We start from the raw sequence: 16,641 nt of genomic DNA, 5'->3' as shown, positions 1-16,641 counted from the left end.
CTATGGAAGAAATTCTCTGTATTGGTTGTGGAGCAGCCATTCAGACGACAGACAAGGCTGGTCTTGGATTTACTCCCCAGTCGGCACTTGAAAAAGGGTTGGAGACTGGCGAAGTTTATTGCCAACGCTGTTTCCGTCTTCGTCATTACAATGAAATCACAGATGTCCAGTTGACGGACGATGATTTCCTCAAGCTCTTGCACGAGGTGGGTGACAGTGATGCCTTGGTGGTCAATGTCATTGATATCTTTGACTTTAATGGCTCTGTCATCCCTGGCTTGCCACGCTTTGTATCGGGCAATGATGTCCTCTTGGTTGGAAATAAGAAAGATATCCTGCCCAAGTCTGTTAAACCGGGCAAGATTAGCCAGTGGCTTATGGAACGTGCTCACGAAGAAGGACTTCGTCCAGTAGATGTCGTTCTGACTTCAGCCCAAAACAAACATGCCATTAAGGAAGTCATTGATAAAATCGAGCATTACCGTAAGGGACGCGATGTCTATGTCGTTGGGGTAACCAACGTTGGAAAATCAACTCTCATCAATGCCATTATCCAAGAAATAACGGGTGACCAGAATGTCATCACGACTTCGCGCTTCCCAGGGACAACCTTGGACAAGATTGAGATTCCGCTTGATGATGGTTCTTATATCTACGATACACCGGGAATCATCCACCGTCACCAAATGGCCCACTACTTGACGGCTAAAAATCTCAAGTATGTCAGTCCTAAAAAGGAAATCAAGCCCAAAACCTATCAGCTTAACCCTGAACAAACTCTGTTTTTAGGTGGTCTTGGACGCTTTGACTTCATATCAGGAGAAAAGCAAGGATTCACAGCTTTCTTTGACAATGAACTCAAACTCCACCGTACCAAGCTAGAAGGCGCTAGTGCTTTTTACGACAAGCACCTAGGAACACTTCTGACACCACCAAATAGCAAAGAGAAAGAAGATTTTCCAAAATTAGTCCAGCATGTATTTACCATCAAGGACAAGACTGACTTAGTCATTTCAGGACTCGGCTGGATCCGCGTAACAGGCACCGCCAAAGTCGCCGTCTGGGCACCAGAAGGCGTCGCAGTCGTCACTCGAAAAGCAATAATTTAAACACAGAAAGGAAAGGGTTGTCTGAATTCGGGCGAGCAGGGCGAGCCCCCCATGGAGAATACTTTTCGCTGTGGTGTCAGTTGGTACAAGTGATTGTACCAACTGCGGAAAATTTGAGACCTTAGGCTCAAATTTTAGTCATGAAAGTCCAAAGGACTTTGCTGACGTCCGCCACCACTTCAGAAAAGTATAAAAAGAAACTCTTTTAAACAAATCATGTCATTAACATCGAAACAACGTGCCTTCCTCAACAGCCAGGCACACACCCTCAAACCCATCATCCAAATTGGAAAAAATGGTCTCAACGACCAAATCAAGACCAGCGTCCGTCAAGCTCTTGACGCGCGTGAATTGATCAAGGTTACTCTCTTACAAAACACAGATGAGAACATCCACGAAGTAGCTGAAATCTTGGAAGAAGAAATTGGTGTGGATACAGTCCAAAAAATCGGACGCATCTTGATCTTATTTAAACAATCCAGCAAGAAAGAAAATCGCAAGATTTCTAAAAAAGTTAAAGAAATCTAAGACTGAAACTCCAAGAAACTGTTTTTACAGAGAATTAAAGGAAGACGAGCCTATGGCAATCGAATTATTGACTCCCTTTACCAAGGTAGAGTTGGAGCCGGAAATCAAGGAGAAAAAACGCAAACAAGTTGGGATTTTAGGGGGGAATTTTAACCCCGTTCACCATGCCCATCTTGTTGTAGCGGACCAAGTACGACAACAGTTAGGACTGGACCAGGTCCTGCTCATGCCTGAATACCAGCCACCTCATGTGGACAAAAAAGAAACCATCCCTGAACACCACCGCCTCAAGATGCTTGAATTGGCGATTGAGGGGATCGAAGGTCTGGACATTGAAACTATTGAGCTAGAGCGCAAGGGCATTTCTTACACCTACGACACCATGAAGCTTCTAACTGAAAAGAATCCAGATACGGATTATTACTTTATCATCGGGGCCGACATGGTGGACTATCTGCCCAAGTGGTACCGAATTGATGAGCTAGTCGACATGGTTCAGTTTGTGGGAGTCCAGCGACCACGCTACAAGGCAGGAACTTCCTATCCAGTTATATGGGTAGATGTGCCCCTTATGGACATCTCATCCAGCATGGTGCGTGATTTCCTTGCCCAAGGTCGGAAACCCAACTTTCTCCTACCTCAGCCAGTGCTAGACTACATCGAGAAGGAGGGGCTTTACTGATGGCATACCAAGACTATATCAACTGTTCCCGAGAGGCTTTGTTGGAAAGAATGGCAGAGCTTCTACCTGAAAAACGTTTAACCCATTGTTTGGGTGTGGAGCGTGCAGCCATAGAACTGGCTCAGCGCTTTGGTGTGGATAGTGAGAAAGCAGGTCTAGCAGGACTTCTCCACGACTATGCTAAAAAGTTGTCAGATCAGGAATTTCTAGACTTGATTGACCGTTATCAGCTAGACCTCGACCTCAAAAACTGGGGAAACAATGTCTGGCATGGCATGGTCGGAATTTACAAGCTTCAAGAAGATTTGGATTTGCATGATTCTGAAATCCTGCGAGCTATTGAAATCCATACTGTCGGTGCTGGTCAGATGACCGAGTTAGATAAGGTCATCTACGTCGCAGATTATATCGAACACAATCGTGCCTTTCCAGGAGTGGACCAGGCGCGTGAAATTGCAAGTTTGTCGCTCAATAAGGCAGTGGCCTATGAAACGGCACGTACCGTGGAGCATCTAGCTCATCAGGGATTCCCCATCTATCCCCAAACCCTTGAAACCTATAACGCCTTTGTGCACTATTTGAAAGAGGACTAAATGAACGAAAAAGAATTATTAGAACTAGTCGTGAAAGCGGCTGATGAGAAACGTGCGGAGGATATCCTTGCACTTGATGTACAGAATTTGACCAGTGTTACAGACTACTTTGTTATCACGAGCTCAATGAATAGCCGTCAGCTGGACGCAATCGCTGATAACATTCGTGAAAAAGTAGCTCAAGCTGGTGTTAAAGGCAGTCATGTCGAAGGTGATGCAGCGGGAGGCTGGGTCTTGCTGGACCTCGGTGGTGTCGTTGTGCATATTTTCTCCGAAGAAATGCGTGCTCACTATAACCTTGAAAAACTATGGCATGAGGCGGATTCTGTAGACATTTCAGAAGCCTTGGCCTAGTAGATGAACTCAGTTGTAGTCAACTGGGTTTCTTTGCTTATTTTAGAAGAAAAATGATAGAAAGGTAAAGGGCGACGTGTTTGGTTGATCTTGAAACTGAACACGAGCTAAAAGTTGCGAGAAAAAGAGTAACTTCCTTTGTATCTGATGATACAGCAGAAAGTTTCCTATTTTCTCTTAGCCTTTAACGCTCTTTGTATCTTAGAAAGGATTTGAACCCGTCCTGTAATCGTCGGAAAATAGATAGCCTTCCTTGGAGCTCGGCTCCATCGTCAAGCTCCTAATTTTCATTCCGATTACGGGCGGACTTGGTATCATGATTATGGCAACTTATGAAACCTTTGCGGCTGTTTATGATGCGGTCATGGATGACAGTTTATACGATAAATGGACGGATTTTTCCCTCCGTCATTTGCCAAAGACCAAGGAGAGAAAGAAACTCTTGGAATTGGCTTGTGGAACAGGTATCCAGTCTGTCCGCTTTTCTCAAGCTGGTTTTGATGTGACAGGACTTGACTTGAGCGCTGATATGCTGAAGATTGCGGAGAAAAGAGCTACTTCAGCCAAGCAAAAGATTGATTTTATTGAAGGCAATATGCTGGATTTATCTAAGGCAGGTCAATACGACTTTGTCACGTGTTATTCGGACTCTATCTGCTACATGCAGGATGAGGTGGAAGTAGGGGATGTCTTTAAGGAAGTCTATAATGCCCTCAAGGAAGATGGTGTCTTTATCTTTGATGTACATTCGACCTACCAGACAGACGAGGTTTTTCCAGGTTATTCCTATCATGAAAATGCAGAAGACTTCGCCATGCTCTGGGATACCTACGAGGACGTAGCACCTCACTCCATCGTGCATGAGTTGACCTTCTTTATCAAGGAAGCTGACGGTTCCTTTAGTCGCCACGATGAAGTGCATGAGGAGCGGACCTATGAAATCTTGACCTATGATATTTTACTGGAACAAGCTGGTTTCAAGTCCTTCAAACTCTATGCGGACTTTGAGGACAAGGAGCCGACAGAAACCAGCACCCGTTGGTTTTTTGTCGCGCAGAAGTAAATAAAATATTGTTAATCTTATGCTTAGGAGGTAAGGAAAAATGAGTATACCAGTACCATTTGGTGATATTATTGAAAAAGAAGTAATTACCAATATACCCAAAATTTATCAAAAGTTAAAGCAAATTTATAAGGACTTACAGTTTAAAACAGAAGAGGAGTTAGGTGTTGTTTATCAGAACTATTTAAAATTTACTTATGATAAATATTCTAAAGTTAAAACCTTGCTTTATAAAAACGAAGGTAAGTTTATATATGATTTCTATGAACATGTTTATTTGAATAGCGCTGATTTAGAAAAGCTAGAAACTGATAATACTGAGCAGATTTTTAATAAGTCGTCTAATATTATTTTGACAGGAACTGGTGGGATTGGTAAATCAATGCTTGTAAAACATATTTTTATCAACCAAATACAACAAGCTACATCAATTCCAATCTTTATTGAGTTAAAATCTCTTAATGATTTTGAGTTTTTGGACAACAGGTTAATTGATTTTATTTATCAGGAGATTCGAAACCATCATTTAGATTTAGAAAAGCAATATTTTGAGGTGACTTTAAATGCTGGAAGATATACAATAATTTTTGACGGATTAGATGAAGTAAATCCGTCAAAACGTTCGTGGTTAGATAGAGAGATTAAAGAGTTTGTAACTTTATACAATGAAAATCGGTATATTTTATCTTCAAGACCGTCTGAGGAATTTATAGGATGGAATCAATTTATTGAGTATGAAATTAGTAAAATGGATAAGGTGCAGGCACTAGCTTTAATCAATAAACTGAAGTATGATGAAAAAGTAAAAAAACGTTTTCATAAAGAATTAAAAGGTCATTTATATGATACTCATAAATCTTTTGCCTCTATCCCACTCCTGTTAACGATTATGTTAATGACTTATGAAGCTGGGGCTTCTATTCCAAATAATTTAACTGATTTCTACAATCAGGCCTTTTATACATTGTACCAAAGACATGATGCATCTAAATCAGGATACAAAAGAGAACTAAAAGCAAAATTAACCCCTGAGGAATTTCGAAATATATTAGCCTACATTGGTTTGAAAACATTCTTTGATGGGAAAGTAGATTTCGATAGAACTACACTTGATGATATAATTACTAAATATTGTTTAAAAAATAACTTTGAATTAAAGACGAATGATATAGTTTATGATGCGACTCACAATGCTTGCATGATGCTTCAAGAAGGTGTTAGTTTAAAGTTCTCTCATCGTTCTTTCCAAGAATACTTTGCTGCAGTAGGTATTAATCAACTAGATGATAAACTTCAAAGACAGATATTAGTTAAGTGGTCTGAAGCAGATAGAAATAATATTAGATCCCACAGAACTTTTATGAATGCACTTTTCACGATACAGAAAGAAAGAACTTTCAAAAATTTATGTATTCCAATCATAGAAAGTATGGATGAAAAGTATAGGAGAATGGGAGATATCACAGAGAGAATTAGTACATGTTTTAAATTCTTTATCTGTAGCAAAGACAACAGAGAAAATAAACTAGAATTAGGATTTTTACTAACAAATGAAGTTTACTTCTACTTCAGTTTGCAATTTTTAATATTTGATAACATAGGCGTAGATATTTTGTCAATAAGTGATTTTGAAAGTATAAAAAAATTAGAGGCTAGTATAGTATCTAATTGGAAGATAGATGAAAGCAAAAATTATAACATGCTGACAGATGATGAAAAATGTTTAATAAATAAGTGGGTAAATGGCTGGTATTTTAGTAGACACAATTACTTAAAAGAATGGTCAATTAAATTCATTGAGGAAACAACCACTCAAAAGCGGAGTTTACAGAATATAATAGATTCAATTTGATATTAAAAAAGGGGCACCAAATGACCATCACAGGTATTATCGCGGAGTTCAATCCTTTTCATAATGGGCATAAATACCTGCTGGATCAAGCAGAGGGGCTGAAAATCGTTGCCATGTCTGGAAATTTCATGCAACGAGGAGAGCCGGCTATCGTGGACAAGTGGACACGAACCCAGATGGCGCTTGAAAATGGCGCTGATCTGGTAGTGGAATTGCCCTTTTTAGTCAGTGTTCAGGCGGCAGATTTCTTTGGCCAAGGAGCTGTGGATATCTTGGCTCGGTTGGGGATTGATACTCTAGATTTCGGGACAGAAGAAGTTCTGGATTATCAAAAGATATCTGACTTATACACAGAGCAAGGTGCTGAGATGGAGAAATTTGTGGAAAATCTGCCTGATTCACTATCTTATCCCCAGAAAACCCAAGCTATGTGGAAGGAATTTGCAGGTCTTGATTTTTCTGGCAATATGCCCAATCATGTTCTAGCTTTGGCCTATGCCAAGGCGGTTGCAGGACGCAACATCAAGCTTGAGCCGATTCAGCGTCAGGGAGCGGGTTATCATTCTGTGGACAAGGATGTGGACTTTGCCTCGGCGACAGCCCTCCGTCAGCACCAGAGGGACAAAGATTTCTTAGAACGCTTTATGCCTTCTCTTGACCTCTTTGAGCAGGCCAGTAAGGTGAGTTGGGATGATTATTTTCCCTTGCTCCGCTATCAAATCTTGTCAAATCCAGACCTGACGACCATCTATCAGGTCAATCAAGAAATGGCAGTGCGTATCAAGGATGCCATCAAGATAGCCCAGTCTGTGGAGGAATTGGTCGAGGCAGTTGCGACCAAACGTTACACAAAAGCGCGTGTCAGACGCCTCTTGACTTATATCTTGGTGCAGGCCAGAGAAAGCGACTTGCCAGAAGCCATCCATGTCCTTGGCTTTACTGAAAAAGGCAGACAACATCTCAAGTCTCTGAAAGGGCAGGTCCATCTAGTCAGCCGAATTGGCAAAGAACCTTGGGATACCATGACCCAAAAGGCAGACCAGATATACCGACTAGGCCAGCCAAGTATAGCAGAGCAGAATTTTGGCAGAGTGCCTATCAAAATAGAATTAAACTAAGTCTACTGAAAGGTAGGCTTTTTGAGATTTTTTCGAATAAATAGATAGAAAAGAAAAATCTTGTACAAGTTCCTGACAATTCCTTTCTTTTCGTGTATAATAGTGGAAAAGAGGTAAAACGAGGTATGGTTATGGAAGCAGTTCTTTACTCAACATTCCGAAATCATTTAAAAGACTACATGAAGAAGGTAAACGATGAATTTGAGCCTTTGACGGTGGTCAATAAAAACCCAGATGAGGATATTGTAGTCCTTTCAAAGAGCGAATGGGACAGTATTCAGGAAACCCTGAGAATCGCTCAAAATAAGGAACTTTCTGATAAGGTTTTGCGAGGAATGGCTCAAGTCCGAGCTGGAAGTACTCAGGTCCATGTTATTGAGGAGTGAGAAATGCTGCTCAAGTTTACAGAAGATGTCTGGGCAGATTATTGCTACTGGCAAACTCAGGACAAGAAAACGCTAAAAAGAATCAACATGCTAATCAAGGATATTCAACGAGATCCTTTTTCAGGAATTGGTAAACCAGAACCACTCAAGTATGACTACCAAGGAGCTTGGTCGCGGCGCATTGATGCAGAAAATCGCTTGATTTATATGATAGATGGAGATAGCGTGGCTTTCTTGTCCTTCAAAGATCATTACTAAGTCTACTGAAAGGTAGGCTTTTTTATTTTAGAAATTTTAGATAGGTAATTGAAGATAAAGTCTTTGGAAAATGACAGACTTCCTAAGTTAAGAAATCAGTAAAAAATTATTAGTATAATAACTAGATTCTTGTCCCTTGAATCCGCTTTATAACTCTTATTTTGTGGTATAATGAAGAGAATTGTTAATATAAAAAAATATAATAGACAAACAAATTTTTATATTTATAAACAATGATAAACTCTTATTTATGATTATATAACAGAAAAGAAGAAAATTTCGAAGGATAATTTGTATTTAGATAATACAAGCTAATGATAGGATGGTTCAAATATGGAAGAAAATTATAACTTATCTATAACTCAAATAAAGAATTCTATTAAAGAAAATTCTTTAATTTTGTTTGTCGGTGCAGGGATTTCAGCAAATTCTAATCTACCAACTTGGGGCGAATTGATTCAATCATTAAAAAAAGAGTTGAACTTACCAGAAGAAAGAACAGATAGTCCTCTGAGAATTGCTCAGTATTATTATGATAATTTTGGGAAAAATCAGTACACAAAAAAGATAGAAGAAATTTTCTTTAAGAGGGGATTAAGTAAACCAAATGAGTTACATAAATTAATAGAAAAAATAGCACCAAAACATATTATTACGACAAACTATGATTCACTTCTGGAAAGTCAGTTTGAAAGTGGTTTGTTAAGGTACAATGTAGTAGCTGAAGATAAAGACATCCCCTATACGAGTTCGGAAAGATACTTGATTAAAATGCATGGAGACTTCAGTAAGAAAAATATTGTTTTAAAAGAAGAAGATTATTTAGACTATCCTTTGAACTTCCCAATGATTTCTACTTTAATCCAGTCATTGATAATGAATCATACTTTATTGTTTGTGGGGTATTCTCTAAGTGATTCGACTTTTAATTCAATTTTTAGAATGATTCAAAATACATTTAAATTGGATGCTAAAAATGCTTATTTTTATACTCCCGAGGAACCGTCTATGATCATCCGAGAGTATTACAAAAAGCAAGGAATTATCATTATCTCTAACGAAGAGAATCCAGGTGAGGAGGCATCAGAAAAACAGAAAAAATTGTATTGCAGGACAAAAGATTTTTTAGAGGCTCTATCAGAAAACCGAAGTCAAGATGTAAATAATGCTGATGATTTATGGAATCAACTGGCTTTTTTAGATAGACTTAGTTTTATTGATGCGAAAGATTTTTCTAGATATTCTGCTTTAAAGAAAAGAGCTTTAAACTGGGATGATGAATATCGCTGGTTTGGAAATAATCAATTAACATTTGAAGTTGATGGTCATGAAGAATTACGAAATATGGTATATAAAAAATCTTTATTAAACCGGTTTCTAGATATGGATATTGATGAACCTAGAGATTTAAAGGAGAATCGCTTCTTAAGTGAGGCTTTTAAGTTGTATGAAGAAAAACAATATTCTTTAGCAAAAGCAAAATTTAGAGAACTAGCTAATATAGCATTTCGTCAGAAAGACTATTTTAACTTTTTAGTTTGTGAATTTAATTTTCAGCAAATTAAAATAATTGATAGACGCGAAAAAACACCTAGTTATGCAGAGCCACTTTATGATGGAGAATTAAGCGAATTAACAGAACAAATTATTAACTCGGTTACAGGAGATGAGAAAAAGGTTATAGAATTTTTTAGAGATTCAATCCTTAATCTCAATTTTTTATATAGAAAATTAGAAACTATTAATGAATTATTTGATGAAATTCGTGAAGAGCATGAAAACTATAGAAGAGGAGGATGGTCTTCTAATTATCATCTCTTTAATGCGAAGTTTACAGTAAAAAATCTTTATAATTTTTTAAAATTAAATTGTTTATGTGTTGAACATTATAAGATTTATAAATCAATCGTTAATAGATATTTAGAAATATTATTACTCAGTTATGATAATTCATATGTAAATCCTGAGGCAAGTATTTTCGATAGAACAGCCTCTTGGCTTAAAAATCTAGATTTGGATGATGTCCAATTAATTCTGCCGAGTATAGATTTTAAGGTTGTAAATTTATATTTTAGAAACTATTCATTTAGCAAAATAAAAGTTACTGAGGAAGCGAAAGACTACTTGTTGAATCGAATTACTTATCTTCAAGAAAGACTTGAAATTACTGAATATGAAAACCTCCGAGAACTTAAAAATATACTAACTTTTCTTCCTCTTGTTGATGATATTGACATAGAAAGAGTAATAGAGATTTTAAATACTCAAACACTGTATTATAATTGGAGAGAGGAAATTAGGGGACTTATTAAAATAGTTCTCGCTAATATGGATTCTATTGATAAAAATTCATTGAATTCTAAGATAATTGGGATTGTAAATAAACATTTAAATGAAATTTTGGAGAACAATTTTTCGTTATATTATTCAGTGTATCCACTCTATTCACAGTTACTAGAATACTGCTCAACTGATCAGGAAACTGCAATAGTAGTACTCGAAAAATTTAATACAGATATTTTAAGAATAAAATATAAAAAAGACGATATAAAAAAAATCTTAGAATATTCTGACTTGATATGTCACTTATTTAAGTATTTTGAAGAGGATGTTAAAGATGATATTTTAGATACTCTAAAAGCTTATGAAAAATCAGAAAACATTATTTACCATAAAGTAATTGATCTGATGAGTTCTAAAGTCTATGATTTTCCTCAGATACAAAATAAAATCTACCATTATTTGATTGAAAGAATTAATGATAAAAGAGTTGAGGGGGTTAAAACTTTCCCAGAACCAAGAGAAAAATCTGTATCAGATTTATACAACTTAAGTAGAAAAGGATATTTTTCTGATTTTGAGATTTTAAAAGATATTGAAGAAGATATTCGAGGACTTTATCCTGAAGTAGATTGGACTTGGTTCCATGATAGAAGTGATGATGTTATCCATCGTCTATTAGAATATAGAACTCCCAATAATATTAAAACTTATTTTTCAAAAAATGAAGAAGATAATAAATTGATTAATGAGTATATTTTAAAAGCTCTCGATGAGGATAAACTAATACTTAAGAAATAGACTGAAACAACTAAATAAAAAAACAGTTAATTTATGACAAATTTGACCTTGAAGAGAAGCTGTAATTTCCTAAAGTGAATTTTCAAAGACTTGAAAGCAAAATGTTTGAATCTAGCAGAACACTATTTGGTACAATAATAGGTAATCCATAGCTGTAGAGATTCGGTGGAACTTTTTGATAGTGACAATGAATTGCTTCCTCAAAAATCTAAGGAATTGTAGTCCTAAAATTCACACAAAACTCTTCAATTTGGGTTTGTGAAAATCGGTTTTTTATGATAGAATATTAAGGAATGTATGTCATTCGATAAACAAATTTAATGAGGTAAAAACATGGAAATCATGACACTTGCGATTGCTGTTTTTGCCGTCATCATTGGTTTAGTCATTGGATATGTCAGCATCTCAGCTAAGATGAAATCATCTCAAGAGGCTGCAGAGTTGATGCTTCTAAATGCTGAACAAGAAGCAACTAATTTACGAGGACAAGCTGAGCGCGAAGCGGATTTATTGCTAAATGAAGCCAAGAGCGAAAGCAAGTCTCTTAAAAAAGAAGCACTATTGGAGGCCAAAGAGGAAGCCAGAAAATACCGTGAAGAAGTGGACGCTGAATTTAAGTCAGAACGTCAGGAGCTCAAGCAAATCGAAAGTCGTTTGACGGAGAGAGCTACGAGCCTTGACCGTAAGGACGACAATTTGACGAACAAAGAAAAAACACTTGAACAAAAAGAACAAAGTATTTCTGATAGAGCAAAAAACCTTGATGCACGTGAAGAGCAATTAGAGGAAGTCGAAAGACAAAAAGAAGCTGAACTTGAACGTATCGGCTCGCTTTCCCAAACTGAGGCTCGAGATATTATCTTGGCTCAGACAGAGGAAAACTTGACCAAGGAAATTGCTAGCCGCATTCGTGAGGCAGAGCAAGAAGTCAAGGAACGTTCAGACAAGATTGCGAAAGATATCTTGGTTCAGGCTATGCAGCGTATCGCTGGTGACTATGTAGCAGAGTCAACAAACTCGACAGTTCACCTACCAGATGATACCATGAAGGGACGCATTATCGGTCGTGAAGGTCGCAATATTCGTACCTTTGAAAGTTTGACAGGGGTAGATGTCATCATTGACGACACGCCAGAAGTGGTAACCTTGTCAGGATTTGATCCGATTCGTCGTGAAATTGCTCGTATGACCATGGAAATGTTGCTCAAGGATGGCCGTATCCACCCAGCTCGTATCGAAGAGTTGGTGGAGAAAAACCGTCAGGAGATTGACAATAAAATCCGTGAATATGGGGAGGCTGCTGCCTATGAGATTGGTGCGCCAAACCTCCATCCAGACTTGATGAAGATTATGGGACGTTTGCAGTTCCGTACTTCTTATGGACAAAATGTCTTGCGTCATTCGATTGAGGTTGCTAAGTTATCTGGTATCATCGCCAGTGAACTTGGTGAAAATGCAGCTCTTGCCCGTCGTGCTGGATTCCTTCACGACATCGGGAAAGCTATTGACCGCGAGGTTGAAGGTAGCCACGTTGAGATTGGTACGGAATTGGCTCGTAAGTACAAGGAACACCCAGTTGTGGTGAATACCATTGCTAGCCACCACGGTGATGTCGAAGCCGAAAGTGTCATTGCAGTGATCGTTGCTGCAGCAGATGCCTTGAGTGCAGCGCGTCCAGGTGCTCGTAGCGAGTCTCTTGAAAGCTACATCAAGCGTCTCCATGATTTGGAAGAAATCGCCAATGGCTTTGAAGGAGTGCAAAATAGCTTTGCTCTTCAAGCAGGACGTGAAATCCGTATCATGGTTAATCCAGGACAAATCAAGGACGACAAAGTCACAATCTTGGCTCACAAAGTTCGTGAGAAAATTGAAAATAATCTCGATTACCCAGGAAATATCAAGGTAACCGTGATTCGCGAACTTCGTGCAGTAGATTATGCGAAATAAATAAGAAAGAGCAGTTGAAATATTACTGCTTTTTTGTTACACTAGATAGAAAGACTGTAGAAGGATAACTGACGCGATCATCAGTATTCGAGAGAAATTTTACTTTATTTCACAGACTAACTAAAGGAGACATAATGGCAGACCGAGGCTTGCTAATCGTTTTTTCTGGTCCTTCAGGAGTTGGGAAAGGAACGGTTAGAAGAGAGATTTTTGAGAGTTCTGAGAATCAATTTCAATACTCTGTATCGATGACGACGCGTGCGCAACGTCCTGGTGAAGTGGACGGAGTGGACTATTTCTTCCGTACTCGTGAAGAGTTTGAAGAGCTGATCCGTCAAGGTCAGATGTTGGAATATGCAGAGTATGTCGGTAACTACTATGGAACTCCTCTGACCTATGTCAATGAAACTCTGGACAAGGGAATCGATGTCTTTCTTGAGATTGAAGTGCAGGGAGCCCTTCAGGTTAAGAAAAAGGTTCCAGATGCTGTCTTTATCTTTCTAACACCACCAGATTTGGATGAATTGCAAGATCGTTTGGTAGGTCGTGGAACAGATAGTGCAGAAGTGATTGCCCAACGAATTGAAAAAGCCAAGGAAGAAATTGCCCTCATGCGTGAGTATGATTATGCTATTGTCAACGATCAGGTGCCCCTCGCTGCTGAACGTGTCAAGCGTGTGATCGAAGCAGAACACTTCCGTGTGGACCGTGTTATTGGTCACTACCAGGAGATGTTGCCAAAATCTCCAACTACTCGATAAACTATAGGAAACAGGTACAAGCAAATGATGTTAAAACCCTCTATTGATACCTTGCTAGACAAGGTACCATCAAAATATTCACTCGTAATCTTGGAAGCAAAACGTGCCCACGAACTAGAAGCAGGTGCGCCAGCAACTCAAGAGTTTAAGTCTGAAAAATCAACTCTTCGCGCTTTGGAAGAAATCGAGTCAGGAAACGTTACGATTCACCCAGATCCAGAAGGAAAACGTGAAGCGGTTCGTCTCCGTATCGAAGAAGAAAAACGCCGCAAAGAAGAAGAAGAAAAGAAAATCAAAGAGCAAATCGCTAAAGAAAAAGAAGATGGTGAAAAAATTTAAGGTTGGGGGGACTCAATCTTATTTTTTCTATTGCAAGAATATACTGATACTCAATGAAAATCAAAAAGCAAACTAGGAAGCTAGCCGCAAGCTGTACTTGAGTACGGTAAGGCGACGCTGACGTGGTTTGAATTTGATTTTCGAAGAGTATGACAAGGAGGAGGTGAGAAGATGGCGATCGCAAAGATAATCGTGGATGTTCCCCTGATGCAGACGGACCAGCCCTATAGTTATAAGGTCCCAGAGGAATTTGAAGTGATGCTGGAAGTCGGTATGCGGGTCCATGTTCCTTTTGGCAAGGGCAATCGCTTGATCCAAGGAATTGTTCTTGGCCTGGAGTCCCAGTCAGATGAAGAGATGGAAGGTCAGGGCTTGAAAGAGATTGCAGAGGTGCTAGATTTTTCTCCCGTCTTGACCCAAGAGCAACTCTGGTTGGCTGAGAAATTACGCAAGTCCGTCTTTTCTTACAAAATCTCCATCCTAAAAGCCATGTTGCCAGGATTTTTAAACTCCAGCTATGATAAGATTCTCTATCCTTTAGAAGGTCTCAGTCAGGCAGACCGAGAGCGTCTGTTTGGTTCAGAAGATTCGCTAGCCTTTTCTTCTTTAGACCTTGCCAAGCAAGCTGAAATGATGCGCTTGACCAGAAAAGGGTTGCTCCGTTTAGAGTACCAGGCTGTTGATCAGAAGAAGGTCAAGACCCAATCTTGGTATGAGGTCCATGTTGAGCAGTTAGAAGGTGTTGAGATTTCTGCGCGTGCTAAGAAAAAGGCAGAGCTGAGAGACTATTTACTGTCTCGTCCTGAGAGTGCTCCTCTGGCTAGCTTGTTAGAGTCTTATTCGCGGGAGCAAGTCAACTTCTTTGTGGATCAAGGAGCTCTAACCCTTGTTCAAAAGGAAGTGCAACGTTCAGCTGCTTATTTCGAAGGCATTGAAGCCAGTCAACCTTTGGAGCTGAACCCAGAGCAAAGACAGGCGCGTGATGCGGTTATCAGTGCTATTGGCAGTCAGCAACCACCATTCCTCCTTCAAGGGATTACAGGAAGTGGGAAAACAGAGGTTTACTTGCAGATTATCCAAGGAGCCTTGGACAAGGGTAAGACAGCTATTTTACTGGTACCTGAGATTTCTCTGACGCCACAAATGACGGAGCGTTTCATTGCTCGTTTCGGCGAGAAAGTAGCTATCCTCCACTCAGGCCTTTCCAATGGTGAAAAGTACGATGAATGGCGCAAGGTTGAGCGTGGCGATGCCCAAGTTGTCGTTGGCGCTCGATCAGCTATCTTTGCTCCTCTGAAAAATCTAGGTGTCATCATTATCGATGAAGAGCATGAAGCTAGTTACAAACAAGACAGCAATCCCCGTTATCATGCCAGAGAGGTCGCCATCTTACGGGCCCAGTACAATCAAGCAGCCCTGGTCCTTGGTTCGGCGACACCGAGCTTAGAGAGCCGTGCGCGTGCTGGAAAAGGTGTCTATCAACACTTGCGACTAACCCAACGGGCCAATCCTTTAGCCACCATTCCTGAGGTTCAAGTGATTGACTTTCGTGACTATATCGGGCAGAATGAGACGTCAAACTTTACGCCCCCTTTGCTAGAAGCCATCCAAGACCGTTTGGATAAAAAAGAGCAGGTAGTCCTCATGCTCAACCGTCGGGGTTATTCTAGCTTTGTTATGTGTCGGGAGTGTGGGACGGTGGATGCTTGTCCCAACTGCGATATTTCCTTGACTCTTCACATGGATACCAAGACCATGAACTGCCATTACTGTGGCTTTTCGAAGGGGATTCCTCAGGTCTGTCCCAACTGTCAGAGTCGCAGTATTCGTTACTACGGGACGGGGACTCAGAAAGCCTACGATGAGCTAGCAGAGCTCTTTCCTCAGGCTCGCATTCTGCGGATGGATGTGGATACGACCCGCAAGAAAGGCAGTCACCAAGCTCTACTTGACCAGTTTGGCCGAGGGGAAGCAGATATCTTGTTGGGAACTCAGATGATTGCCAAGGGCTTGGATTTTCCAAATGTGACCCTAGTCGGAGTGCTCAATGCGGATACCGCCTTGAATCTGCCTGATTTCCGTTCTTCTGAGAGAACCTTCCAACTCTTAACTCAGGTGGCTGGTCGGGCAGGACGTGCGGAAAAAGCTGGGCAGGTCTTGATTCAGTCATACAATCCGGAGAACTATGCCATTCGTTTTGCCAAGGAACAGGACTATGAAGGTTTTTATGCCTATGAAATGAGTATCAGGCGCCAACTCGGCTATCCGCCTTATTATTTCACCATTGGGATTACCCTCTCTCACAAGAAAGAAGAAGAGGTTGTCAAACGTGCCTATGAAGTCATGGGAATTTTGCGCTCAGGTTTATCGGAAACTAGTAAAATCCTTGGGCCAACGCCAAAACCCATCGCCCGTACCCACAACCTTTATCATTACCAGATTTTGATTAAATACCGTTTAGAAGATGAGCTGGGTCCAACCCTCAACCAGGTCTTGGCCTTGACTCAAGAACGTGAAAATAGCGAGCTTCGTCTCAGCATTGACCACGAACCGCAACAATTTTTATAAGA

15 protein-coding genes are annotated in these 16,641 nt (G+C 39.7%); all 15 read left to right on the top strand.

Going from position 1 to position 16,641, the window contains the following annotated elements; all coding sequences use genetic code 11:
• Nucleotides 1–2 precede the first annotated feature (2 nt).
• Nucleotides 3–1,109: a ribosome biogenesis GTPase YqeH gene (gene yqeH / locus HMPREF2766_RS04765; RefSeq protein ID WP_070568031.1), complete on the top strand. Its 1,107-nt coding sequence runs from the start codon at nucleotides 3–5 to the stop codon at nucleotides 1,107–1,109.
• A gap of 216 nt (nucleotides 1,110–1,325) precedes the next feature.
• Entirely contained in the window at nucleotides 1,326–1,637 is a 312-nt protein-coding gene (yhbY, locus tag HMPREF2766_RS04760; protein ID WP_000060169.1) for a ribosome assembly RNA-binding protein YhbY, read from the top strand.
• A gap of 52 nt (nucleotides 1,638–1,689) precedes the next feature.
• Nucleotides 1,690–2,319, top strand: a complete 630-nt coding sequence (locus tag HMPREF2766_RS04755) for a nicotinate-nucleotide adenylyltransferase (RefSeq protein WP_070568029.1) — start codon at nucleotides 1,690–1,692, stop codon at nucleotides 2,317–2,319.
• Nucleotides 2,319–2,912 carry a bis(5'-nucleosyl)-tetraphosphatase (symmetrical) YqeK gene (yqeK, locus tag HMPREF2766_RS04750; RefSeq protein WP_070568028.1) on the top strand — a complete coding sequence of 198 codons (594 nt, stop codon included), beginning with the start codon at nucleotides 2,319–2,321 and terminating at the stop codon, nucleotides 2,910–2,912. The genes HMPREF2766_RS04755 and yqeK overlap by 1 nt, the downstream gene beginning before the upstream one ends.
• Complete coding sequence (gene rsfS, locus HMPREF2766_RS04745) at nucleotides 2,913–3,266, top strand: ribosome silencing factor (protein ID WP_070568027.1); 354 nt, start codon at nucleotides 2,913–2,915, stop codon at nucleotides 3,264–3,266.
• Between the two features lie 322 nt (nucleotides 3,267–3,588).
• The gene (locus HMPREF2766_RS04740) at nucleotides 3,589–4,329 is read left to right on the top strand and encodes a class I SAM-dependent DNA methyltransferase (protein ID WP_070568025.1); all 741 of its coding nucleotides are present in this window, start codon (nucleotides 3,589–3,591) and stop codon (nucleotides 4,327–4,329) included.
• Nucleotides 4,330–4,369: 40 nt separating this feature from the next.
• Complete coding sequence (locus HMPREF2766_RS04735; RefSeq protein ID WP_070568023.1) at nucleotides 4,370–6,181, top strand: NACHT domain-containing protein; 1,812 nt, start codon at nucleotides 4,370–4,372, stop codon at nucleotides 6,179–6,181.
• 20 nt (nucleotides 6,182–6,201) lie between these two features.
• A complete protein-coding gene (locus HMPREF2766_RS04730) occupies nucleotides 6,202–7,299 on the top strand; it encodes a nucleotidyltransferase (protein ID WP_070568021.1) in 1,098 nt (365 codons plus the stop codon).
• A 131-nt stretch (nucleotides 7,300–7,430) separates the two neighbouring features.
• Nucleotides 7,431–7,685: a type II toxin-antitoxin system Phd/YefM family antitoxin gene (locus HMPREF2766_RS04725; protein WP_000388572.1), complete on the top strand. Its 255-nt coding sequence runs from the start codon at nucleotides 7,431–7,433 to the stop codon at nucleotides 7,683–7,685.
• A gap of 3 nt (nucleotides 7,686–7,688) precedes the next feature.
• Nucleotides 7,689–7,943 (top strand): Txe/YoeB family addiction module toxin, encoded by a 255-nt coding sequence (locus tag HMPREF2766_RS04720; protein WP_070568019.1) that lies wholly within the window; start codon nucleotides 7,689–7,691, stop codon nucleotides 7,941–7,943.
• Nucleotides 7,944–8,276: 333 nt separating this feature from the next.
• Complete coding sequence (locus HMPREF2766_RS04715) at nucleotides 8,277–11,024, top strand: SIR2 family protein (protein ID WP_070568017.1); 2,748 nt, start codon at nucleotides 8,277–8,279, stop codon at nucleotides 11,022–11,024.
• A 333-nt stretch (nucleotides 11,025–11,357) separates the two neighbouring features.
• Nucleotides 11,358–12,971 carry a ribonuclease Y gene (locus tag HMPREF2766_RS04710; protein ID WP_000404959.1) on the top strand — a complete coding sequence of 538 codons (1,614 nt, stop codon included), beginning with the start codon at nucleotides 11,358–11,360 and terminating at the stop codon, nucleotides 12,969–12,971.
• Between the two features lie 134 nt (nucleotides 12,972–13,105).
• Nucleotides 13,106–13,732, top strand: coding sequence for a guanylate kinase (gene gmk, locus HMPREF2766_RS04705; protein WP_000775041.1), 627 nt, complete (start codon nucleotides 13,106–13,108; stop codon nucleotides 13,730–13,732).
• Between the two features lie 24 nt (nucleotides 13,733–13,756).
• Nucleotides 13,757–14,071: a DNA-directed RNA polymerase subunit omega gene (gene rpoZ / locus HMPREF2766_RS04700; RefSeq protein WP_002874282.1), complete on the top strand. Its 315-nt coding sequence runs from the start codon at nucleotides 13,757–13,759 to the stop codon at nucleotides 14,069–14,071.
• Between the two features lie 171 nt (nucleotides 14,072–14,242).
• On the top strand, nucleotides 14,243–16,639 hold the full coding sequence (locus HMPREF2766_RS04695) for a primosomal protein N' (protein WP_070568015.1): 2,397 nt from the start codon (nucleotides 14,243–14,245) through the stop codon (nucleotides 16,637–16,639).
• Nucleotides 16,640–16,641: the final 2 nt, after the last annotated feature.

It is taken from the genome of Streptococcus sp. HMSC076C08 (assembly GCF_001810825.1).
Lineage (GTDB): Bacteria > Bacillota > Bacilli > Lactobacillales > Streptococcaceae > Streptococcus.
The sequence above is the reverse complement of the archived record's forward strand: the minus strand, read 5'-3'. Positions and strand labels throughout refer to the sequence as shown.